Origin of the sequence: Enterobacter sp. D2 (assembly GCF_034427575.1) — a bacterium.
GTDB lineage: Bacteria > Pseudomonadota > Gammaproteobacteria > Enterobacterales > Enterobacteriaceae > Enterobacter > Enterobacter cloacae_M.
Genome location: NZ_JAXQPP010000001.1, coordinates 2,130,909 through 2,155,276 on the forward strand (window position 1 = coordinate 2,130,909; position 24,368 = coordinate 2,155,276).

Annotated in this window: 15 protein-coding genes; 9 read left to right on the top strand and 6 right to left on the bottom strand. The window is 58.7% G+C overall.

Annotated features, from left to right (window positions below; all coding sequences use genetic code 11):
* Position 1: 1 nt before the first annotated feature.
* Positions 2 to 445: a low molecular weight protein-tyrosine-phosphatase Wzb gene (wzb, locus tag SPG90_RS10235; protein ID WP_023312405.1), complete on the bottom strand. Its 444-nt coding sequence runs from the start codon at positions 443 to 445 to the stop codon at positions 2 to 4.
* A gap of 6 nt (positions 446 to 451) precedes the next feature.
* Positions 452 to 1,591 (bottom strand): polysaccharide export protein, encoded by a 1,140-nt coding sequence (locus SPG90_RS10240; protein WP_014170829.1) that lies wholly within the window; start codon positions 1,589 to 1,591, stop codon positions 452 to 454.
* A 692-nt stretch (positions 1,592 to 2,283) separates the two neighbouring features.
* Here SPG90_RS10240 and SPG90_RS10245 point away from each other — a divergent pair.
* Positions 2,284 to 3,867 carry a TerC family protein gene (locus tag SPG90_RS10245; RefSeq protein WP_023312406.1) on the top strand — a complete coding sequence of 528 codons (1,584 nt, stop codon included), beginning with the start codon at positions 2,284 to 2,286 and terminating at the stop codon, positions 3,865 to 3,867.
* A gap of 109 nt (positions 3,868 to 3,976) precedes the next feature.
* Here the strand turns inward: SPG90_RS10245 and asmA are convergent, their stop codons facing one another.
* The 3 genes from asmA to udk all read right to left on the bottom strand — a co-directional run bounded on the left by asmA (position 3,977) and on the right by udk (position 7,164).
* Positions 3,977 to 5,827: an outer membrane assembly protein AsmA gene (gene asmA / locus SPG90_RS10250; protein WP_126303443.1), complete on the bottom strand. Its 1,851-nt coding sequence runs from the start codon at positions 5,825 to 5,827 to the stop codon at positions 3,977 to 3,979.
* A 22-nt stretch (positions 5,828 to 5,849) separates the two neighbouring features.
* Positions 5,850 to 6,431, bottom strand: coding sequence for a dCTP deaminase (gene dcd, locus SPG90_RS10255; protein WP_023312408.1), 582 nt, complete (start codon positions 6,429 to 6,431; stop codon positions 5,850 to 5,852).
* A gap of 91 nt (positions 6,432 to 6,522) precedes the next feature.
* Positions 6,523 to 7,164, bottom strand: coding sequence for a uridine kinase (gene udk / locus SPG90_RS10260; protein WP_008500855.1), 642 nt, complete (start codon positions 7,162 to 7,164; stop codon positions 6,523 to 6,525).
* 343 nt (positions 7,165 to 7,507) lie between these two features.
* On the opposite strand from udk, the gene SPG90_RS10265 reads away from it, so the two are divergent.
* Positions 7,508 to 10,837, top strand: coding sequence for a diguanylate cyclase (locus tag SPG90_RS10265; RefSeq protein ID WP_047174560.1), 3,330 nt, complete (start codon positions 7,508 to 7,510; stop codon positions 10,835 to 10,837).
* Here SPG90_RS10265 and alkA read toward each other — a convergent pair.
* Complete coding sequence (gene alkA / locus SPG90_RS10270) at positions 10,802 to 11,674, bottom strand: DNA-3-methyladenine glycosylase 2 (RefSeq protein WP_126303444.1); 873 nt, start codon at positions 11,672 to 11,674, stop codon at positions 10,802 to 10,804. The two genes, SPG90_RS10265 and alkA, sit on opposite strands and share 36 nt — an antisense overlap.
* 130 nt (positions 11,675 to 11,804) lie before the next feature.
* Between alkA and yegD the strand changes: the two genes are divergently transcribed.
* The 7 genes from yegD to baeR all read left to right on the top strand — a co-directional run bounded on the left by yegD (position 11,805) and on the right by baeR (position 24,307).
* Positions 11,805 to 13,157: a molecular chaperone gene (gene yegD / locus SPG90_RS10275; protein WP_045355491.1), complete on the top strand. Its 1,353-nt coding sequence runs from the start codon at positions 11,805 to 11,807 to the stop codon at positions 13,155 to 13,157.
* A gap of 212 nt (positions 13,158 to 13,369) precedes the next feature.
* Positions 13,370 to 14,572, top strand: a complete 1,203-nt coding sequence (locus SPG90_RS10280) for an MdtA/MuxA family multidrug efflux RND transporter periplasmic adaptor subunit (RefSeq protein WP_023312413.1) — start codon at positions 13,370 to 13,372, stop codon at positions 14,570 to 14,572.
* Positions 14,572 to 17,694, top strand: coding sequence for an MdtB/MuxB family multidrug efflux RND transporter permease subunit (locus SPG90_RS10285; RefSeq protein WP_047174542.1), 3,123 nt, complete (start codon positions 14,572 to 14,574; stop codon positions 17,692 to 17,694). The genes SPG90_RS10280 and SPG90_RS10285 overlap by 1 nt, the downstream gene beginning before the upstream one ends.
* Positions 17,695 to 20,772: a multidrug efflux RND transporter permease subunit MdtC gene (gene mdtC, locus SPG90_RS10290; protein ID WP_126303445.1), complete on the top strand. Its 3,078-nt coding sequence runs from the start codon at positions 17,695 to 17,697 to the stop codon at positions 20,770 to 20,772.
* The gene (locus tag SPG90_RS10295) at positions 20,773 to 22,188 is read left to right on the top strand and encodes an MFS transporter (protein ID WP_126303446.1); all 1,416 of its coding nucleotides are present in this window, start codon (positions 20,773 to 20,775) and stop codon (positions 22,186 to 22,188) included. It abuts the gene before it with no gap.
* Entirely contained in the window at positions 22,185 to 23,588 is a 1,404-nt protein-coding gene (gene baeS, locus SPG90_RS10300; protein WP_023312417.1) for a two-component system sensor histidine kinase BaeS, read from the top strand. The genes SPG90_RS10295 and baeS overlap by 4 nt, the downstream gene beginning before the upstream one ends.
* On the top strand, positions 23,585 to 24,307 hold the full coding sequence (baeR, locus tag SPG90_RS10305) for a two-component system response regulator BaeR (protein ID WP_126303447.1): 723 nt from the start codon (positions 23,585 to 23,587) through the stop codon (positions 24,305 to 24,307). Before baeS ends, baeR begins: the two co-directional genes overlap by 4 nt.
* Positions 24,308 to 24,368 lie beyond the last annotated feature (61 nt).

A 24,368-nucleotide genomic window follows, 5' to 3' on the forward strand; every position in this document is an offset into this window, starting at 1 on the left:
GTTATCCCTGCTGAACTTTCAGTGCCTGCGCCCACTGTTGGGCAGACTGGTCAAGTAAGGTGTAAACCGCCTCAAAGGCCTCATGGCTTTTGCGATACGGATCGGGGATTTCACGTTCATTGTCCCAGTGACCAAACAGCATCACCTTGCCGCGCATCTCCGGAGCGATATCGCAAAGCGCATGAATATGGCGTTTTTCCATCGTCAGGATCAGGTCATACTCCCGGCACATGCGGCCAGTGACCTGGCGGGCCACGTGGCCGTCGAGAGAGAGGTGATGATCCCGCGCCACGCTCGTTGCGCGCTCATCGGCACCTTTACCGACCAGTGCACCCAGCCCTGCCGAATCAACGGTCAGTTCGGGCTGGTAGTGTTTCAACAACCGTTCAGCCGTAGGGGAACGGCAAATGTTCCCCACGCATACCACCAGAATTTTGTTAAACATCGCGGATTACCAGGTATGAATGTCGCGCGCCGTATCCGTCATGTAGCGAACGCCACTGATGGTTGGCAGCAACTGGTTGATCAGACGGTTCCAGCGGGCAACCGGCGCGGTGGTGACATACACCACATCGTATGGCTGGAGACGGAACTCCGTTGCCATCACCAGAGAGGTCGCATCGGACATATCCAGCTGGTAGATGTTGGCAATCTTGCCTTTCGCACTGCCCTCACCTTTCAGCGGACGGATAACGAAGATACCGGTCGCGTTAGAGGTCGTCAGATCGATACCCTCAGCATTGCCCAGCGCTTCGGTCAGCGTCATACCGCTGAAGTCCATTTTGAGGGTGCTCTGTTTCTTCACTTCACCCATCACGAAGACTTTCAGATCGTCATTGCGCGGCACGTAGAGAATGTCGCCCGGATAGAGCAGGCGGTTCTGGGTCAGATCGCCGTTTTGCATCAGCGCCTGCAGCGAAATGCGCTGCTCCTTCCCGTTGTGGGTGAGCACGACGTTGCGCCAGTCAGCGCCGTCGGTTAACCCGCCCGCGGCGTTGATGGCATCCAGTACGGTCAGAGGAACGTTGGTGATGGCCTGCTGGCCGGATTTGTTCACCTGGCCGGAGATATAGGCTTTTTGCGAGCGGAATGCGGCGATATTAACGTCCACCTGCGGATCGGCGATGTACTGCGCTAAGCGGCCGGTAATATCACTACGTATCTCGGCAAGCGTTTTCCCTGCAACATGGACTTTACCAATGTAGGGATAGAACATGGTGCCATCTGACTGCACCCAGTTACCGGTGTCGCTTGAGCTTCGGTACTGGCCCGCTGGCGTGGTCAGTTCAGGGTGGTCCCAGACGGTCACGTTGATCACGTCACCCGGCCCCACGCGATACTGGTAGGACGCAATTTCCTGGTCCAGCGACATATTCGGCTGGGCAACATTCGGACGTGGACGTAATTGTTCGACCAGACGAGGCGTAAGTGGATAAACATTCACCATTTTGTCGAGATCAAAATCGGCATCCTGTTGCTTGATCACATCCTTACCCATTGTTGACATATTGCTGCCGGGAAAGACCGTGCAACCACTCATCAAGGTCACAGACACCAATAATGGCATCAATTTCATTTTGGATTTCATCATTGATTATTTATCACTTTGGCAGAGTAATTATCCTGTGCAATTTAAATAAGCTCGAGTCGTATTGGGTTTCAGCATGCAGTTAATCAAATAGAAATATAACTGGCATCAGTCCTAAAAAAAGCTTATTCATCCATTGGCTATTGACAGAATAATCGAGGCTGATTCACACGCTTTCAGGCACGCTACCGCCCTTGGCTTTCAGTTACCAATCCACTGACTAAACAATGTGTTATGGATAGACACCCTCTTGAGCAAGGTCTTCTGGAAATATATCAGTCGCTTGAGAAACCCGACGGATAATGAATAACCATCCCTGAAGACAGAACATTAATAGCAACACCGAGATTTAACATTTGATGCTGGGAGAATTGTTGCAGCTAACCTAATAGCAGGCAAGGAGACAACTGTCCTAATATTGGTTTTTAAGATTAATATTAAGAGCAAATTTTTGAACTTTTAGGATTTTCTTTATATTGACAAAATAAGAGTAAAAATCAGTCCCTGCGATATATCCTAAAATGCCTTCCTTGTAATTAAATATACGTATTTCGCTTATTTACACCCTATTGAGAATGCTCTCTTTATTACCCGTCGTATTAAGAGAAATCTCAGCCCGGCATTGCAATTTCCCCCAGCTTTATCCATGATCGAAGTGTGACATTCGTCATATAACAGAAGGTATTGCTATTACTATGGAATGGATTGCCGATCCCTCAATCTGGGCCGGGCTGGTTACGCTGGTCGTCATCGAGCTCGTGCTCGGGATTGATAATCTGGTTTTTATCGCCATCCTCGCTGAAAAACTGCCCCCTTCCCAGCGCGACCGCGCGCGCGTGACGGGCCTGCTGCTGGCGATGGTGATGCGGTTACTGCTGCTGGCCTCTATCTCCTGGCTGGTGACGCTCACACAGCCTCTGTTCTCCATCCACGGTCTGAGTTTTAGCGCCCGCGATCTGATCATGCTCTTCGGCGGGTTGTTCCTGCTGTTCAAAGCCACGGTGGAGCTCAACGAGCGGCTGGAGGGCAAAGACAGCGAGAATCCAACCCAGCGCCGCGGGGCGAAATTCTGGCCGGTAGTGGCGCAAATCGTGGTGCTGGATGCGGTCTTTTCTCTCGACTCGGTGATCACCGCCGTCGGGATGGTGGACCACCTTGCGGTGATGATGGCCGCGGTGATTATTGCCATCACGCTGATGGTCATGGCCAGCAAGGCGCTGACCCGCTTTGTGAACAGTCACCCGACCATCGTGATCCTCTGCCTGAGCTTCCTGCTGATGATTGGCTTTAGCCTGGTGGCCGACGGTTTTGGCTTCCATATTCCGAAAGGCTACCTGTACGCCGCCATCGGCTTCTCCGTCATGATTGAAGCGCTTAACCAGCTGGCGATATTTAACCGCCGCCGCTTCCTGTCCGCGAATCAGACCCTGCGTCAGCGTACTGCCGACACGGTTATGCGCCTGCTAAGCGGTAAGAAAGAGGATGCGGAGCTGGATGCCGAATCCTCCGCCATGCTGGCCGATCACAGCGACGGGCTGATCTTCGACCCGCAGGAACGACGGATGATCGAGCGGGTGCTTAATCTGAATCAGCGGACGGTCAGCAGCATCATGACCTCGCGGCACGATATTGAGCATATCGACCTGACGGCACCGGAAGAGCATATTCGCGCCCTGCTGGATAAAAACCAGCACACCCGCGTGGTAGTGACCGGCGGTGAAGAGGAAGAGGAGCTGCTGGGCGTGGTGCACGTTATTGACCTGCTCCAGCAGCAGCTGCACGGCGAGGCGCTCAATCTGCGCGTCCTGGTCCGCCAGCCGCTGGTTTTCCCGGAGGGACTACCGCTGCTTTCCGCCCTTGAGCAATTCCGTAACGCGCGCACGCACTTTGCCTTTGTGGTGGATGAGTTTGGTTCGGTGGAAGGGCTGGTCACACTCAGCGACGTGATGGAAACCATTGCCGGTAATCTGCCTAACGAGGTGGATGAGATTGACGCCCGCCATGATATTCAGAAAAACGCAGACGGTTCGTGGACGGCTAACGGCCATATGCCGCTGGAAGACCTGGTGCAATACGTGCCGCTGCCGCTGGATGAAAAACGGGAATATCACACTATCGCCGGTCTGCTAATGGAGTATTTGCAGCGTATCCCGCAGCCGGGAGAAGAGGTTCAGGTGGGCGACTATCTGCTCAAAACGCTGCAGATTGAAAACCATCGCGTGCAGAAGGTTCAGCTCATTCCGCTGCGGGATGAGGAAGAACTGGATTTTGAGGTTTAGGTAAAACAAAACGGCAACCCGGTTGCCGTTTTTAGTGTTTGCTCCCTCTCCCGTGGGAGAGGGCCGGGGTGAGGGCATCAGGCCGCAACGTCACCCGGCGCAACGGACATCAAAGCTTATCCAGCAGCTTCTTAACGTCCTTACCGTCCTGTGAATCTTTATTGCGTTCCGCCCAGCCGCTAAGCCGACGTTTCGCTTCATCCTGCAGATGCTTGCGCAGGATCTGATCCACCTCCAGACGGTAATTCAGGGCCTGCCATTTGCCGTATACGGTCAGCGGGACCGGCGTCTCTTTCAGGAAGTCGATGAGCTTGCTTTCACCCTGCCAGCCGGAAAGTACGCGCACGTTAAAGCGCGTGTCCGCGGTTTCTTTCACCAGATCCAGCTTACCTTCACCGGTCATTGATAAGAGTGAAGAAGTACCCTGCATTCCGTCGAGAGTAAGTTGTCCGTTGTCCAGCGTCAGGTCCGTGGTGAAGCTGTCGAGGCGCGTGGCGCTGTCGTAGTTATCCTGGGCCTTCACATCGCTGCTGCGCTCGACCGCCTGCTGCACCAGCTGCTGGAAGTTAAGCCCTTCCATACGGGAATTTTTCAGATCAAGATGCGCCTGTCCCTGCCACTCGCGGCGGAAAGCATCGGCATCAATTTTCGTGCCTGAGAAGTCACCCGCGAGCGTCAACTGCCCCGTCAGGGATATCGGATAATTAAACGCGTTCAGGATGGTGCCTATCTCAACGTTGTCGAGACGCGGCTGGAATTCGGCGCTGGCTTCGTCTTTACGGACGTCCAGCGTGCCGGGCAGCGAGAGGCTGCCTGCGCCCATCTTTCCGCTCAGCTCGGAGATCAACAGCAAACCGTTATGGTTAAACATCTGGCTGCTCACGTCGCTAAAATCAATGCCGCGCCAGCGCAGGCTATTGGCTTTCAGCAGAATATCCGCCGTGAACCCGCGCAGGGCGTTATAGTCAGGCTGATCGAGATTAGACGAGATTACCGGACGTGATACCGGTGCCTGGCTTTGCCCCGTCTGCGTGGCATCGCTGTCCGTGGCGCTGGCGGGCAGAGGCGGCAGCAGATTTTCCAGGTTGAGCTTGTCAAACTGCAGATTCAGCACCCACTTCGGCTTCTCTTCGAGCGTGACGCTCGCCTGCCCCTTCAGGCTACTGTCATTTGCCTGCAGGTTGAGATTATCCAGCTCCAGCTGCTTTTGCTCTTCGCGCCACACGGCCTGCAGCGTTCCCTGCCCTGTGATCCCCTGGGTGGGAAGATCGGCACCCGTCAGCTGCCAGTTCAGCTGCTGGATGTCGGCCGTAAGCTGGTGCGGATAGTCTGAGGCGTTCACATTAGCATTCAGCGACAGGGTCAAATCACGCTGATCGCGGTTCACGCGCCCGCTAAATTCCAGCGACGCAAGATGATGAGCATCCTGTTCCATCTGCAGGTTAATGTTGCGAATGGTCACCTGCTCCTGGTGCTCATGCTGGAAAACCAACACGCTATCGGCAACTTTCAGCTTGCCGATATCAAAGGACCAGCCGGTATCGGACGGATCATCAGGCAGAGTATTTTCGCGCGGCGCAACCGGCGCACTGGCATCACGCACGGCTTCGGTTTGCGGGGTGAGCTGGATCACCGCGCCTTTCAGCATCACCTGCTTAACCTGCAGCTGATGGGAAATGAGCGGGAACAGCGCCACATCAAGGCGCATGTTGTCTGCGGACACCAGCGGCTGGGCCGCCCCCGGCGCCGTGAGCGACATGCGGCCAGAGAGAATGCTGAGCTGCGGCCAGACGTGCCAGCGCAGCGGCCCGTCAAGCTTCAGTTGATAACCACTGCGTGCCTCGACCTGCCGCACCATGTAAGCGCGGAAATCGTTGGGGTTAACCAGCAGAACCAACGCCGAAAGGCCAGCCACCAGCACCACCAGCAAAATCATCAGCGTTGTCAGAACTCTTCTCATGGCATCCTCAATGGGCTAACGATCAGTCTTTATCAATACGGCTGGCAACCGCGCCCTGCTGGTCGCGATATTTTGCGTCCTGCCGACGGTTGTAAGGACGATCTGCCGGGCCTGACAGAGGTTCAAAGCTCAACGCGCCGATCATCATGCCCGGGCGCAGCGCCAGCGGCAATTTACCGGCATTGAAGAATTCCAGCACGATACGCCCCGACCAGCCAGGATCGATACGGTGCGCGGTCACGTGAACCATCAGCCCCAGTCGCGCCAGCGAAGAACGGCCATCAAGCCAGCCAACCAGATCCGGAGGCAGGGTGACGGATTCAAACGTCACCGCCAGGGCCAGTTCACCTGGATGCAGATAAAAAGCTTCGCCTTCATCGATTACGATTTCGTCACTCATCACGCGATCGAGCGCGGCGCTGACTTCGTCCTTCGGCCCGCTAAGGTCAATGAACGGTGCTGTATGGCCGCTAAAGGTACGGAATTTATTGCCTAACCGCACATCAACGGTCACGCCATTGATACGCTCAACGGGTGGACGTGGGGTAATAGACAAACGGCCTTCATCCAGCCAGGCTTCTATATCGCGATCACAAAGACGCATGGCACTTTCTCCTTTCATGCATCGTACCCTGAGGCGTTAAGCGCTCAGGGTAAAACCAGGTTATCTCTGAACGGTACACAATTCGCGCGGCTTATTCAAAAAACTGGCTGATTTTCGCTTTTAAGATATCAATAGCAATGCGGTTTTTACCCCCGCGCGGCACGATGATATCGGCGTATTGTTTGGATGGCTCAATAAACTGCAGGAACATCGGGCGGACCGTTTTCTGGTATTGCGCCATGACTGAGTCCATCGAACGGCCGCGTTCATTCACGTCACGCTTGATGCGACGCATCAGGCAGATATCCAGCGGGGTATCAACGAAAATCGAGAAGTTCATGGATTCGCGCAGGCGGGCGTCGGTCAGCAGCAGGATGCCTTCAAGGATAATGACCTTTTTCGGCTCGATACGGATGGTTTCCTGGGTGCGGGTGTGTTCTACGTAACTGTAAACGGGCAGCTCAATCGCCTGGCCGCTCTTGAGCGCTTCTAAATGCTGGAACAGCAAGCTGTGATCCATTGCATTTGGGTGGTCATAGTTGGTTTTGACGCGCTCTTCCATCGACAGATGGGATTGATCTTTGTAATAGCTGTCTTCGGGAATGACGCCGATATGCTCATCACCTACTTGTTCACGCAGTTCGCGATAAAGCGTACTGGCAATTAGACTTTTACCTGAAGCCGATGCGCCGGCGATGCCTATAATGACGCACTGATGAGACTTATCAGTCATAAATTTAGCGACCTGATTAACCTGGATGTTAAGGAAGGACGACGCCGGAGCGTCAAACGCGGCAATTATAGGGATTTCGCGGGCGTGATACCAGTCGAAAGCACAGGTTCTGCGAGACTGGCCGAAAAGTGGCGCTTTATTCCCTGAGTGAAATTTAAATGAACGTTTTTTCAGCGTTTAACCGTTTTTTTTCACGGAGCCTCTATTTAATAAGTCTGTGGTGTCAAATTCTGAGCGGTCACCATATGAATTGTAAATTGTTTGTACTAGCATAAACCAAATTATCTAATTCACGCGTTCGGACATCTTCCCTGACGGCATGGCGTCTCTGGATAAAGCGGTAATGAATAAACAATACCAGCGGGTTTTGGTTACCACCCCACATCCTTTAATACGACTTGTCTGTCTGGGCCTGGTCACCTTTATCTTTACCTTATTTTCCCTGGAGCTCACCCGGTTCGGCACCCTGCTGGCCCCGCTCTGGTTCCCCACCGCCATTATGATGGTGGCGTTTTACCGCCATGCAGGAAAAATGTGGCCGGGAATCGCCCTGGCCTGTTCGTTTGGCAATATTCTGGCCACCTGGATGCTGTTTTCGTGGGGATCGATAAGCTTCACCTACACCTCAATTAACGTGGTTGAAGCTTTTACCGGTGCGCTATTACTTCGCAAATTGCTCCCGTGGTACAACCCGCTGCAGAATCTGAATGACTGGATCCGCGTGGCCATCGGCAGCGCAGTGATACCGCCGCTGGTGGGCGGCGTCCTGGTGTCTCTGCTGGCGCCCGGCCCTGAACCCCTGCGTAATTTCTTCGTCTGGGTGTTGTCCGAAGCGATTGGCGCACTGGCGGTGGTTCCGTTGGGGCTGTTATTTAAACCGCATTATCTGCTGCGCCACCGTGACCCGAGACTGCTCCTGGAAACCCTGACCACGCTGGCCGTAACGCTGGCCCTCAGCTGGGCAGCCATCACCTGGCTGCCGTGGCCTTTCACCTGCGTTATCGTTTTGCTTATGTGGAGCGCCGTGCGCCTGCCGCGAATGGAAGCGTTCCTGGTGTTTCTGGTCACCGTGATGGTTGTGTCGCTGATGATTGCCCAAAACCCGGTGGCGCTGACAACCCAGCACGTCGGGGCGATGCTAAACGCCCCCTGGCTGCCGTTCCTGATGCTGCTCCTGCCTGCCAACGTCATGACCATGGTGATGTACGCCTTCCGCGCAGAGCGCAAGCACATCACCGAAAGCGAGGAGCGCTTCCGCAATGCGATGGAGTATTCCGCCATCGGTATGGCGCTGGTCAGCATTGAGGGCAAATGGCTGCAGGCTAACAAGGCGCTGTGCAATTTCCTCGGCTACAGCCAGACGGAGCTCCAGTCGCTGACCTTCCAGCAGCTCACCTGGCCGGAAGATCTGCACACCGACCTGGAACAGCTCGAACAGCTGGTCAACGGCGACATCAATACCTATACCCTCGAGAAGCGCTATTACACCCGCAACGGGGAAGTAGTCTGGGCGCTTCTTGCCGTCTCCGTCGTGCGCCATGCCGACGGCTCGCCGCTCTATTTTATCGCCCAGATTGAAGACATTAACGACCTGAAGCAGACCGAGTGGGTCAACAAACGCCTGATGGAGCGCATTACGCTAGCTAACGAAGCGGGCGGCATCGGCATCTGGGAGTGGGATCTGGAGCCAGACATTATCAGCTGGGACAAGCGGATGTTTGAGCTATATGAAATCCCGCCGCACATCAAGCCTACCTGGCAGCTCTGGCACGACACGATGCTGCCGGAAGATCGTGCCCACGCCGAGCAGGTGCTGCGGGACTCGCTGATTTCCCGCCTGCCGTTTAAGCTGGAATTTCGCATCCGCGTGAAGGAAGGCGTGCGCCATATTCGCTCCCTGGCGAACCGGGTGCTCAATAAGCAGGGTGAAGTCGAACGGCTGCTCGGGATCAACATGGATATGACCGAGGTGAAGCAGCTCAACGAGGCCCTCTTCCAGGAAAAAGAGCGTCTGCACATCACCCTCGACTCCATCGGTGAAGCGGTGCTGTGTACCGATATCAACATGAACGTCACCTTTATGAACCCGGTGGCCGAGAAAATGAGCGGCTGGCTGCAGACCGAGGCTATCGGCCAGCCGATCCTGAAGGTGTTGCACATCACCTTTGGTGAAAAAGGGCCGCTGATGGAAAATATTCACAGCGGCGATATGTCCCGCTCCGATATCGATCAGGACGTGGTGCTGAACTGCCGTACCGGCGGTAATTTTGATATTCACTACAGCATTACGCCGCTCAGCACGCTGGACGGGCAGAATATTGGCTCGGTTATCGTGATTCAGGACGTGACCGAGTCGCGCAAAATGCTGCGTCAGCTGAGCTACAGCGCCTCCCACGACGCCCTGACCCATCTGGCAAACCGGGTCAGCTTCGAAAATCATCTCAAACGCCTCCTGCAGACCGTTCGCGAAACGCGCCAGCGTCATGCCCTGGTCTTTATCGATCTCGATCGCTTCAAAGCCGTCAACGATACGGCAGGCCATGCGGCGGGCGATGCCCTGCTGCGGGAACTCTCTTCCGTGATGTTGACCATGCTTCGCTCCAGCGACGTGCTGGCGCGTCTGGGTGGGGATGAGTTCGGATTACTGCTGCCGGACTGCAATATTGAAAGCGCGCGCTATATCGCCGGGCGCCTGATCCACACGATCAATGACTATCACTTTATGTGGGAAGGCCGTCTGCACCGGATCGGCGCCAGCGCAGGTATCACGCTGATTGATGAAAATAACCATCAGGCGTCAGAGGTAATGTCGCAGGCGGATATAGCCTGTTATGCCTCGAAAAACAGCGGGCGCGGCATGGTGACGGTTTACGAACCCCAGCAGGAGCGGGATCACAACACGCGCAGCATGATGTCGCTTGATGAACAGTGGCACATGATTAAAGACAATCACCTGATGATGATTGCCCGCAGCGTCGCCTCCCCGCGCATCCCGGAAAGCAGTAATTTCTGGCTGCTGTCGTTACGCCTGTGGACCAGCCAGGGCGAAGTCCAGGAGGAGCATGCCTTCCGCTCGGGCCTGGCAGAGCCTGAGCTTTTACATGCCCTCGACAGACGGATCTTTAGCGAGTTTTTCCGCACCTCAGCCGCCCAGATCGCCAGTAAAGGCATGGGAGTGGCGCTGCCGCTCTCTGAGGCCGGTTTAGCCAGCGTAACGCTGGTCGATGAACTTCTCGACCTGCTGGATAAAAGCCCGATGCCGGGCCGTCTCCTGCATCTGGTTATCTCTGCCGACGTGGTGTGCAGCCCGGATAAGAACCTGCAGCGGAGTCTGCAAAAGCTTCGCCAGGCGGGCTGCCGCGTGATCTTCAGCCAGGTGGGTCGCGACATGAACGTCTTTACCCACCTGACCGCCAATATGGCCGACTATCTGATGCTGGACGCGGAGGTGGTAAGCAACGTGTATGGCAACCTGATGGATGAGATGATGGTGACCATTGTGCAGGGCCACGCCCAGCGTCTGGGGATGAAAACCATCGCGGGCCCGTGCAATCAGCCCATCATGATGGATACGCTCTCCGGCATCGGCATTGATTTTATCTATGGCGACACCATCGCCGAGCCGCAGCCGCTGGATCTACTGCTCAACACCAGCTATTTCGCCATCAACTGACGGTGCCCAGCCGTCGGTGTACCAGATGTGCAGCAGCGCGTAAGAGCGCCACGGCTGCCAGCGCTCGGCATAACGCCGAATTTGCGCGGGCGTCATCCCGGAAAAGCGTTGCTTAATCAGATAATCATCCGGCAGAAAGACATCTTTCGCCTGCCAGCCGCGCAGGGCCAGGTAGTTTGACGTCCAGCGCCCTATCCCCGGCCGCTGCTGTAGCGCCTTCATCCCGGCCTCAATATTCTCGGGCGGGAAAAGCGGAAACGTCCCGTCGATGACCGACTGCGCCAGATGAATTAACGACTCCGCGCGTTTTACCGGCATGCCCAACGCTTTCAGCGCCAGCGGGTCCGCTGCTGCCAGCGCGTCCGGCGTGGGGAAACAGAGATACCCAGGACAATCCGCGATCGGTTCGCCGCACAGCGCCACCACGCGCGACGTCAGTTTCGCCGCCATCGCCACGCTCACCAGCTGCCCGAGGATCGCCCGGACGCCCTGCTCGTACGCGTCCATCGCCCCCGGCAAACGCAAGCCCGGCCGGGCAGCACCGAGATCGCCCAGCGTTTGCGCAATGTGCTGCGGGTTGCAGGCGAGATCGAACAGGCGCTCTATGCGTTCAAGGCACGTCTGCGCAACCGGAATTAACCCCGGACTGAGCGTCACGGTCAGCGTATGGGTGGCGATATCCGGCGTTACGCGAAATATCCCCTGATGCCCTTCACAGGCAAAACTGCGCTCGTAGTAGTCGCGTGTGACGGTTTCAATGCCCATCACCGCACGCGCGCCGAGAAAGCCAAACATCCACTGCCAGTCGTAAGGGGGTTGCCAGTTCAGGGTGTACATCGTCTCTCCTTTTGGGTTCTCCACAGCATAAACGGAAAGGTCCTGTTTCGCCTTGCTTTCATATTCCTGTTGTCGCCATGAAGACATTTCGTTAAAGTCTCGCCCCTTCTCACTGGCATGGGGATTCATCGTGTTTATTGGATTCGACTACGGTACGGCAAACTGCTCGGTTGCGATTATGCAAAACGGACAGCCACAGCTTCTGAAAATGGAAAAAGAGAGCACGCTGCTGCCGTCAATGCTCTGCGCGCCGACGCGTGAAGCGGTAAGCGAATGGCTGTTCCGCCACCATCAGGTTCCGGCCACGGCGGCGGAGACCCAGGCGCTGCTGCGCCGGGCGGTCAGCTTTAACCGTGAGGAAGACATCGACGTTTCGCCGTCCAGCGTGCAGTTCGGCCTCTCTTCGCTCGGGCACTACATTGAAGATCCTGAAGAGGTTTACTTCGTTAAGTCGCCAAAATCCTTCCTCGGCGCCAGCGGACTGAAGCCGCAGCAGGTGGCGATGTTCGAAGACCTGGTGTGCGCGATGATGCTGCATATTCGCAATCAGGCGCAGACGCAGGTTTCCGATGCGATTACCCAGGCGGTCATTGGCCGCCCGATCAACTTCCAGGGGCTGGGCGGCGACGAGGCCAACCAGCAGGCGCAGGGGATCCTTGAACGCGCGGCGCACCGCGCAGGCTTCCGCGACGTGGTGTTCCAGTACGAGCCGGTTGCCGCAGGGCTGGATTTTGAAGCCACGCTGACGGAAGAGAAGCGCGTATTAGTTGTGGATATCGGCGGTGGCACCACGGACTGCTCGCTGCTGCTGATGGGGCCGCAGTGGCATAACCGACGCGATCGTGAAAATAGCCTGCTCGGGCACAGCGGCTGTCGCGTAGGCGGTAACGATCTCGATATCGCGCTGGCATTCAAGAGCCTGATGCCGCTGCTCGGCATGGGCGGGCAAACCGAAAAAGGTATCGCCCTGCCGATCCTGCCGTGGTGGAACGCGATTGCCATTAATGACGTGCCTGCGCAGAGTGATTTTTACAGCACCGCCAACGGCCGCTTCCTTAACGATCTGGTGCGCGACGCGCAGGACGCCGAAAAAGTCGCCCTGCTGTATAAAGTGTGGCGTCAGCGCCTGAGCTACCGCGTGGTGCGCACTGCCGAAGAGAGCAAAATAGCCCTTTCCGACCGTGCTGAGCATGCGGTCTCCTTGCCGTTTATCAGCGACGATCTGGCCACCGCGATTTCGCAGGACGGGCTGGAGACGGCGCTCGCGCAGCCGCTGCAGCGTATTCTTGAGCAGGTACAGCTGGCGCTGGAGAACGGCAAAGAGAAGCCGGACGTGATTTACCTGACCGGGGGTAGCGCCCGTTCGCCGCTGATCAAGAAAGCGCTGGCGGAACAGCTGCCGGGCATTCCGATTGCCGGTGGGGATGACTTTGGCTCCGTCACCGCAGGTCTGGCACGCTGGGCGCAGGTGATGTTTAGCTAGCATTGTTGCGGTGCGGTCCGGTGCCCTCACCCCGGCCCTCTCCCACAGGCAGAGGGCGAAAACACCAAAAACGGCAACGGATGTTGCCGTTTTGCGTTTACCTCCATTCAGACCATTCCTGACAGTCTTCCATATTTCCTCCATTTTTCCGCTGTGTTAGCTGACTAAACTAGTATCATTCCCCGAAGTCTTCAGGATGAGAACGTATAACGATGAAAGGCAGTAACAAATCCCGCTGGGCAATCGCCGCTGGTATCATTGTGGTGGTCCTTGCCGCCGCCTGGTACTGGCACAGCCAATCCGCGAACTCCGCAGCCCCCGCGGGTGCAAATAGTCAGGCACAGCGCCCGGCAGGCGGAGGGCGTCACGGCATGCGCGGCGGCGCGCTGGCGCCGGTACAGGCGGCGACGGCAGTGAATAAAGCCGTTCCTCGCTATCTTACTGGCCTTGGGACCATCACCGCCGCCAACACCGTGACGGTGCGCAGCCGCGTCGACGGCCAGCTGATGGCCATTCACTTCCAGGAAGGTCAGCAGGTTAAAGCGGGCGATCTGCTGGCCGAAATAGACCCGAGCCAGTTTAAGGTCGCCCTCGCCCAGGCGCAGGGGCAGCTCGCGAAAGACAAAGCCACGCTCGCCAACGCCCGCCGCGATCTGGCCCGCTACCAGCAGCTTGTGAAAACCAACCTCGTATCTCGTCAGGAGCTGGACACCCAGCAGTCGCTGGTCAGCGAAACGCAGGGCACCATCAAAGCCGACGAGGCCGCCGTGGCCAGCGCCCAGCTGCAGCTGGACTGGAGCCGCATCACCGCGCCGATTGACGGACGCGTGGGCCTGAAGCAGGTCGATATCGGCAACCAGATCTCCAGCGGCGACACCACGGGCATAGTGGTCATCACCCAGACCCACCCGATTGATTTAGTCTTTACCCTACCGGAAAGCGACATTGCGACCGTGGTGCAGGCGCAAAAATCCGGGAAGGGGCTGGTGGTGGAAGCCTGGGACCGCAGCAACAAGCAGAAGCTGAGCGAAGGTTCCCTGCTCAGCCTGGATAACCAGATCGACACCACCACCGGCACCATCAAGCTGAAGGCGCGCTTTAACAATCAGGACGATGCCCTCTTCCCGAACCAGTTCGTCAACGCGCGTATGCTGGTCGCGACCGAAGAGAACGCGGTAGTGATCCCCACCGCTGCGCTGCAGATGGGTAACGAAGGTAATTTCGTCTGGGTACTTAACAGCGACAATAAGGTCAGCAAGCACCTGGTGAAAACCGGTATCCAGGACAGCCAGACGGTGGTCATCGCCGCCGGCCTTTCCGCAGGCGACCGCGTGGTCACCGACGGCATTGACCGTCTGACCGAAGGGGCCAAAGTGGAAGTGGTTGAACCTGCGAAACAGGGAGAGAAATCCTGATGCAGGTGATGCCCCCAGGCTCTACAGGCGGGCCGTCACGCCTCTTTATCCTTCGTCCTGTCGCCACCACGCTGCTGATGGTGGCGATCCTGCTCGCCGGGATTATCGGCTATCGCTTCCTGCCCGTGTCGGCGCTGCCGGAGGTGGATTACCCAACGATTCAGGTTGTCACTCTCTATCCCGGAGCCAGCCCGGACGTTGTGACGTCCGCCATTACCGCCCCGCTGGAGCGCCAGTTCGGCCAGATGTCCGGGCTAAAACAGATGTCCTCCCAGAGTTCCGGCGGGGCATCCGTCGTGACGCTGCAGTTCCAGCTGACGCTGTCGCTGGACGTCGCCGAGCAGGAGGTGCAGGCCGCCATCAACGCCGCCACCAACCTGCTGCCGTCAGACCTGCCCAACCCGCCGGTCTACAGCAAGGTGAACCCGGCCGATCCGCCAATCATGACGCTTGCCGTCACCTCCTCCGCCATGCCGATGACCCAGGTCGAAGACATGGTCGAAACGCGCGTGGCGCAGAAAATTTCACAGGTCTCCGGCGTCGGCCTCGTCACCCTGGCGGGCGGCCAGCGCCCCGCCGTGCGCGTGAAGCTTAACGCGCAGGCGATTGCCGCGCTGGGCCTGACCAGCGAAACCATCCGCACCGCCATCAGCAGCGCCAACGTTAACTCGGCAAAAGGCTCGCTGGACGGTCCAACCCGCGCCGTGACGCTCTCCGCCAACGACCAGATGCAGTCCGCCGATGAATACCGTCAGCTGATTATTGCCTACCAGAACGGTGCGCCGGTGCGTCTGGGTGATGTGGCGACCGTCGAACAAGGGGCGGAAAACAGCTGGCTCGGCGCCTGGGCGAACAAACAGCAGGCGATCGTGATGAACGTCCAGCGCCAGCCGGGCGCAAACATCATTGAAACCGCCGACAGTATTCGCACCATGCTGCCGCAGCTGATCGAAAGCCTGCCGAAATCGGTCAACGTAAAAGTGCTTTCCGACCGTACCACGAATATTCGCGCGTCGGTCACCGACACCCAGTTCGAGCTGATGCTGGCAATTGCGCTGGTGGTCATGATCATCTATCTGTTCCTGCGTAACGTTCCGGCGACCATTATTCCCGCCGTCGCCGTACCGCTCTCGCTGGTCGGCACCTTTGCGGTGATGGTGTTCCTCGATTTTTCGATTAACAACCTGACGCTGATGGCGCTCACCATCGCCACCGGGTTCGTGGTGGATGACGCTATAGTCGTCATCGAGAACATCTCGCGCTATATCGAGAAAGGCGAAAAACCGCTGGCCGCCGCGCTGAAGGGCGCAGGGGAAATCGGCTTTACCATTATCTCGCTGACCTTCTCGCTGATTGCGGTGCTGATTCCGCTGCTGTTTATGGGCGATATCGTCGGGCGGCTGTTCCGCGAGTTTGCCGTCACGCTGGCGGTCGCCATTCTGATCTCCGCCGTGGTGTCGCTGACCCTGACGCCGATGATGTGCGCCCGCATGCTGAGCCACGAGTCCCTGCGCAAGCAAAACCGCTTCTCGCGCGCCTCCGAGCGCATGTTCGAGCGGATTATTGCCGCCTACGGACGCGTGCTGGCGAAAGTCCTGAACCATCCGTGGGCCACGCTCGGCGTGGCGCTGGGAACCCTGGCGCTCAGCGTGATGCTGTGGATTTTCATTCCGAAAGGCTTCTTCCCGATCCAGGACAACGGCATTATTCAGGGCACGCTTCAGGCCCCGCAGTCGGTCTCTTTCGCCAGTATGGCCCAGCGCCAGCAGCAGGTGTCTGAGATCGTTATGAAAGATCCGGCGGTCGAGAGCCTGACCGCCTACGTGGGCGTCGACGGCACCAACCCGTCGCTCAACAGCGCGCGTCTGCAGATCAACCTTAAGCCGCTGGATGAACGCGACGATCGCGTCAACGCCGTCATTGAGCGTCTGCAAAACGCCGTCGCGCGGGTGCCGGGCGTTGAACTTTACCTGCAGCCGATTCAGGATTTGACCATTGATACTCAGGTCAGCCGCACGCAGTACCAGTTCACGCTGCAGGCCACCTCGCTGGACGCGCTCAGCACCTGGGTGCCGCAGCTGGTGAACAAGCTTAACACCCTGCCGCAGCTCGCCGACGTCAGCAGCGACTGGCAGGACAAAGGGCTGGCGGCGTACGTGAACGTCAACCGCGATACCGCCAGCCGTCTGGGCATTACCATGTCAGACGTGGACAACGCCCTGTACAACGCCTTCGGTCAGCGCCTGATCTCCACCATCTACACCCAGGCCAACCAGTATCGCGTGGTGCTGGAGCACAACACGGACAACACGCCTGGCCTGGCGGGGCTGGACTCGGTGCGCCTGACCAGCAAAGACGGCGGCATTGTGCCGCTGAGCGCTATCGCCACGGTGGAAGAACGCTATACCCCGCTGTCGATCAACCATCTGGATCAGTTCCCGTCCACCACCATTTCCTTCAACGTGCCGGACAATTATTCTCTCGGCGAAGCGGTGGAGGCCATTCAGGCTGCTGAAAAAGAACTCAGCTTCCCGTCCGATATTCAGACCCAGTTCCAGGGCAGCACGCTGGCGTTTCAGGCCGCGCTGGGTAACACCATCTGGCTTATCGTCGCGGCGGTAGTGGCGATGTACATCGTGCTCGGGGTGCTGTACGAAAGCTTTATCCACCCAATCACCATCCTCTCTACCCTGCCGACAGCGGGCGTGGGGGCGCTGCTGGCACTGATGCTGGCGGGCAGCGAGCTGGACGTCATTGCCATCATCGGCATTATCCTGCTTATCGGGATCGTGAAGAAAAACGCCATCATGATGATCGACTTCGCCCTGGCCGCCGAGCGCGAGCAGGGCATGTCGCCGCGCGACGCCATCTTCCAGGCCTGTCTGCTGCGTTTCCGTCCGATCCTGATGACCACGCTGGCCGCCCTGCTGGGCGCGCTGCCGCTGATGCTCAGCACGGGCGTCGGCGCGGAGCTGCGCCGTCCGCTGGGTATCGGCATGGTCGGCGGTCTGCTGGTGAGCCAGGTGCTGACCCTCTTCACTACGCCGGTGATCTACCTGCTGTTTGACCGTCTGGCGCTGTGGACCAAAAGCCGTTTCCCGAAACGTGAAGAGGAGGCATAAGTGAAGTTTTTCGCCCTCTTCATTTATCGCCCGGTGGCGACGATATTAATCTCGCTCGCCATTACCCTCTGCGGCGTGCTGGGCTTCCGGCTGCTGCCGGTGGCCCCCCTGCCGCAGGTGGATTTCCCGGTGATCATGGTCAGCGCCTCGCTGCCGGGCGCGTCACCGGAGACCATGGCCTCGTCGGTTGCCACGCCGCTGGAGCGTTCGCTCGGGCGGATTGCGGGGGTCAACGAGATGACCTCCAGCAGCTCGCTGGGCAGCACGCGCATCATTCTGGAGTTCAGCTTCGACCGGGATATCAACGGCGCGGCGCGCGACGTGCAGGCGGCCATCAACGCCGCACAAAGCCTGCTGCCGAGCGGGATGCCGAGCCGCCCAACCTACCGCAAGGCCAACCCGTCCGATGCGCCGATCATGATCCTGACGCTGACCTCGGATACGTACTCGCAGGGGCAGCTTTACGACTTTGCGTCTACCCAGCTGGCGCAGACCATCTCACAAATTAACGGCGTCGGTGACGTGAGCGTCGGCGGGAGCTCCCTGCCCGCCGTGCGCGTCGGCCTAAACCCGCAGGCGCTGTTCAACCAGGGCGTGTCGCTGGATGACGTGCGCTCCGCCATCAGCACGGCCAACGTCCGCAAACCGCAGGGGGCGATTGAGGACGGCAGCCACCGCTGGCAGATCCACACTAACGACGAGCTGAAAACCGCCGCGGAATATCAGCCGCTCATTATTCACTACAACAACGGCGCGGCGGTGCGCTTGAGCGACGTTGCCAGCGTTACCGACTCGGTGCAGGACGTGCGCAACGCCGGGATGACCAACGCGAAACCGGCCATTCTGCTGATGATCCGCAAGCTGCCGGAAGCGAATATTATTGAGACGGTGAACAGCATTCGCGCCCGTCTTCCGGACCTGCAGGAGACCATCCCGGCAGCAATCGATCTGCAAATTGCCCAGGATCGCTCCCCGACCATTCGCGCCTCGCTTGAAGAGGTGGAGCAAACGCTGATTATCTCCGTCGCGCTGGTGATCCTGGTGGTCTTCCTGTTCCTGCGTTCCGGTCGCGCGACGCTTATCCCGGCGGTGGCCGTGCCGGTCTCGCTGATCGGTACCTTTGCCGCCATGTACCTGTGCGGGTTTAGCCTCAACAATCTGTCGCTGATGGCCCTGACGATTGCCACTGGCTTCGTGGTGGATGACGCCATCGTGGTGCTGGAAAACATTTCCCGCCACCTGGAAGCGGGCGTGAAGCCGCTGCAGGCCGCGCTGCAGGGCACGCGCGAGGTGGGCTTTACGGTGCTCTCCATGAGCCTGTCGCTGGTGGCGGTATTCCTGCCTCTGCTGCTGATGGGCGGGCTACCGGGCCGGCTGCTGCGCGAGTTCGCCGTCACCCTCTCCGTCGCCATCGGCATTTCGCTGGCGATCTCCCTAACGCTGACGCCGATGATGTGCGGCTGGATGCTCAAGCGCAGCAAGCCCCATTCGCAGCCGCGCCGCAAAGGCTTTGGTCGCTTCCTGATGGCCATGCAGGAAGGCTACGGCAAATCGCTGAAGTGGGTGCTGAACCATACCCGGCTGGTCGGCCTGGTGCTGATCGGTACCATCGTGCTCAACGTCTGGATGTACATCACCATCCCGAAAACTTTCTTCCCGGAGCAGGATACCGGCGTGCTGATGGGGGGGATTCAGGCGGACCAGAGCATTTCGTTCCAGGCGATGCGCGGCAAGCTGCAGGACTTCATGAAGATCATTCGTGAAGACAAAGCCGTGGATAATGTCACCGGCTTTACCGGCGGGTCACGCGTCAACAGCGGGATGATGTTTATTACCCTGAAACCGCGCGGCGAGCGCAACGAAACCGCCCAGCAGGTGATTGACCGCCTGCGGGTGAAGCTCGCCAAAGAGCCGGGGGCAAACCTGTTTTTGATGGCCGTTCAGGATATCCGCGTCGGCGGCCGTCAGGCGAACGCCAGCTATCAGTACACGTTGCTCTCGGACGATTTAGCCGCCCTGCGCGAGTGGGAGCCGAAGATCCGCAAGGCGCTGGCCGCCCTGCCGCAGCTGGCGGACGTCAACTCCGATCAGCAGGATAACGGCGCCGAGATGGCCCTGACCTACGACCGCGAAACCATGTCGCGGCTGGGCATTAACGTTGAAGCCGCCAACAGCCTGCTGAACAACGCCTTCGGCCAGCGCGAGATCTCCACCATCTACCAGCCGATGAACCAGTATAAGGTGGTGATGGAGGTCGATCCGCGCTACACCCAGGACATCAGCGCTCTGGACAAAATGTTTGTGATTAACAACGACGGCAAGGCGATTCCGCTCTCCTACTTTGCCAGCTGGCAGCCGGCCAACGCGCCGCTGTCGGTGAACCACCAGGGGCTATCGGCGGCGTCGACTATCTCCTTTAACCTGCCCGCCGGTTCGTCGCTTTCTGAAGCCAGCGACGCAATTAACCGCGCGATGACGCAGCTTGGCGTGCCGTCCACCGTGCGCGGCAGCTTTGCCGGCACCGCGCAGGTGTTCCAGGAGACGATGAATTCGCAGGTGATTTTGATTCTGGCCGCCATCGCCACGGTTTATATTGTGCTGGGCGTGCTGTACGAGAGCTACGTTCACCCGCTGACCATTCTCTCGACGCTGCCGTCGGCGGGCGTTGGGGCGCTGCTGGCGCTGGAGCTGTTCGGCGCGCCGTTCAGCCTGATCGCGCTCATCGGAATCATGCTATTAATCGGCATTGTGAAGAAAAACGCGATCATGATGGTCGACTTCGCGCTGGACGCCCAGCGTAACGGCAATCTATCGCCGGAAGAGGCCATCTTCCAGGCCTGCCTGCTGCGTTTTCGTCCGATCATGATGACCACCCTGGCGGCGCTGTTTGGCGCGCTGCCGCTGGTTATCTCGGGCGGCGACGGCTCCGAGCTGCGCCAGCCGCTGGGGATCACCATTGTCGGCGGCCTGGTGATGAGCCAGCTGCTGACGCTGTACACCACGCCGGTGGTCTATCTGTTCTTCGACCGCCTGCGGCTGCGCCTCTCGCGTAAAAACAGAACCACGGTGACCGAGTAAATGACCGATCTCCCCGCTAACGTTCGCTGGCAGCTATGGATAGTCGCTTTCGGCTTCTTCATGCAGTCGCTGGATACGACCATCGTCAACACCGCCCTCCCCTCCATGGCGAAAAGCCTGGGGGAGAGCCCGCTGCATATGCATATGGTGATTGTCTCCTACGTGCTGACGGTGGCCGTGATGCTGCCCGCCAGCGGCTGGCTGGCGGATAAAGTGGGCGTGCGGAATATCTTCTTTACCGCCATCGTGCTGTTTACCACCGGCTCGCTGTTCTGCGCCCAGGCCAACACCCTCGACCAGCTGGTGATGGCGCGCGTGCTGCAGGGCGTCGGCGGGGCGATGATGGTCCCTGTCGGGCGGCTAACGGTGATGAAGATCGTGCCGCGCGAGCAGTACATGGCGGCGATGACCTTTGTGACCCTGCCCGGCCAGGTGGGGCCGCTCCTGGGCCCGGCCCTCGGCGGCATTCTGGTGGAGTACGCCTCCTGGCACTGGATCTTCTTAATCAATCTTCCTGTTGGCATCATCGGCGCCATCGCCACCCTGACGCTGATGCCGAACTACAAAATGCAGACGCGGCGCTTTGATTTCTTTGGCTTTATCCTGCTGGCGGCGGGCATGGCCACGCTTACCCTGGCGCTCGACGGGCAAAAAGGGCTGGGGATTTCGCCCCTGACGCTGGGGATGCTGGTCGTTATCGGCATCACCGCCATTCTGTGGTATCTGCGGCATGCCAGAGGTAACGATAAGGCGCTGTTCAGCCTGAGCTTGTTTAAAAACCCTACCTATCGCCTTGGCCTGTTCGGCAGCTTCGCCGGGCGCGTCGGCAGCGGCATGCTGCCGTTTATGACGCCCGTTTTCCTGCAAATCGGAATGGGATTTTCGCCGTTCCACGCGGGCCTGATGATGATCCCGATGGTGCTCGGCAGCATGGGAATGAAGCGCATCGTGGTACAGGTGGTGAACCGCTTTGGCTATCGTCGCGTGCTGGTGACCGCCACGCTGGGGCTGGCGCTGGTGAGTCTGCTGTTTATGGCCGTGGCGCTGATGGGCTGGTACTACGTTCTGCCGCTGGTGCTGTTCTGCCAGGGGATAGTCAACTCCATGCGCTTCTCGTCGATGAATACCCTGACGCTGAAGGACCTGCCGGACGATCTGGCGAGCAGCGGCAACAGCCTGCTGTCGATGATCATGCAGCTCTCGATGAGCGTCGGGGTGACCATCGCGGGTTTACTGCTCGGCATGTACGGCCAGCACCACCTCAGCGTCGACACGCCGGTGGCGCATCAGGTCTTTTTGTATACCTATCTCAGCATGGCGGTCATCATCGCCCTGCCCGCTTTCATCTTCGCCAGAGTGCCGGATGATACCAGCAAGAACGTCGTGATTAGGCGCGGCAAAAGGAGTGGTTCATGAAATTCTGGCGTCCGGGCATTACCGGCAAGCTCTTCGTGGCGATATTTGCCACCTGTATCGTCCTGCTGATCACCATGCACTGGGCGGTGCGGATCAGCTTCGAGCGCGGTTTTATTGATTACATCAAGCATGGCAATGAACAGCGTTTACAGGGCTTAAGCGATGCGCTGAGTGAACAGTACGCCCAGCACGGCAACTGGCGTTTTCTGCGCAATAACGACCGCTTTATTTTCCAGATCCTGCGCTCGCTGGAGCACGATACCGGTGACGATCGCCCGGGGCCGGGCATGCCGCCGCACGGCTGGCGCACCCAGTTCTGGGTGATTGACCAGGACATGCGCACGCTGGTGGGTCCGCGTGCGCCGATACCGCCGGACGGCACCCGTCGTGCGATTAAAGTCAACAATGCGACAGTCGGCTGGGTTATCGCCTCTCCGGTGGAGCGCCTGACGCGCAACACCGACATCAACTTTGACCGCCAGCAGCGCCGGACAAGCTGGCTGATTGTCGCCCTCTCCACCCTGCTCGCCGCGCTCGCCACCTTCCCGCTGGCGCGCGGCCTGCTCGCTCCGGTGAAACGGCTGGTGGAAGGGACGCACAAGCTCGCCGCCGGGGATTTCACCACCCGCGTCGATACCCGCAGCCAGGACGAACTGGGCAAGCTGGCGCAGGACTTTAACCAGCTCGCCAGCACGCTGGAGAAGAACCAGCAGATGCGCCGCGACTTTATGGCCGATATCTCCCACGAGCTGCGCACGCCGCTGGCGGTGCTGCGCGGCGAGCTGGAGGCCATTCAGGACGGCGTGCGCCAGTTTACGCCAGAATCGGTGGCCTCTCTGCAGGCGGAGGTGGGCACGCTCACCAAGCTCGTGGACGATCTCCACCAGCTCTCCATGTCCGACGAAGGCGCGCTGGCCTACCAGAAGGCGCCGGTGGACGTAATTAACATTCTGGAAGTGATCAGCGGCGCCTTCCGCGAGCGGTTTGCCAGCCGCAACCTGAAAATCGACCTCTCCCTGCCGGACAGCGCGGTGGTGTTTGGCGACAAGGACCGGCTGATGCAGCTGTTCAATAACCTGCTGGAAAACAGCCTGCGCTACACCGACAGCGGCGGTGGGCTACATATCTCCGGCAGGCAGGAAAACGGGCGCTTTGCCCTCACCTTCGCGGATTCCGCCCCCGGCGTGCAGGACGCGCAGCTGGAAAAATTGTTTGAACGTTTTTACCGTACCGAAGGCTCCCGCAACCGCGCCAGCGGCGGTTCCGGCCTGGGGCTGGCGATTTGCGTTAACATCGTTGAGGCGCATAATGGCACGATCCGCGCCGCCCATTCGCCTTTTGGCGGGGTTAGCATTACAGTAGAGTTACCTCTGGAACGGGATTTATCGAGAGAAGTATGACCGAGTTACCGATTGACGAAAACACGCCGCGCATTTTGATCGTGGAAGACGAACCCAAGCTTGGGCAGCTGCTGATCGACTATTTACGTGCGGCCAGCTACGCCCCCTCGCTGATAAGCCACGGCGACCAGGTGATGCCATACGTGCGCCAGACCCCGCCGGATCTGATCCTGCTTGATTTAATGCTGCCGGGCGTTGACGGGCTGACCCTGTGCCGGGAAATTCGTCGCTTCTCCGACGTGCCGATCGTCATGGTCACCGCCAAAATTGAAGAGATTGACCGCCTGCTGGGCCTCGAAATTGGCGCGGACGATTACATCTGCAAGCCCTACAGCCCGCGTGAAGTGGTCGCCCGCGTGAAAACCATTCTCCGCCGCTGCAGGCCGCAGCGCGAGCTTCATGTGCTGGACGCCGAAAGCCCGCTGATTGTCGACGAAAGCCGCTTCCAGGCGAGCTGGCGCAGCAAGCTGCTGGACCTGACCCCTGCGGAGTTCCGCCTGCTGAAAACCCTCTCCCACGAGCCGGGAAAAGTCTTCTCCCGCGAACAGCTGCTGAACCACCTGTACGACGATTACCGCGTGGTGACCGACCGCACCATCGACAGCCACATTAAAAACCTGCGCCGCAAGCTGGAGGCGCTGGACGCCGAGCAGTCGTTTATCCGCGCGGTGTATGGCGTGGGGTATCGCTGGGAAGCGGATGCGTGCAGGATAGCGTGACCTTTCGACGCTGAAACCCGCCCCAGGGCGGGTTTTTCTTTTCTGGAATCAATTCAGGAAT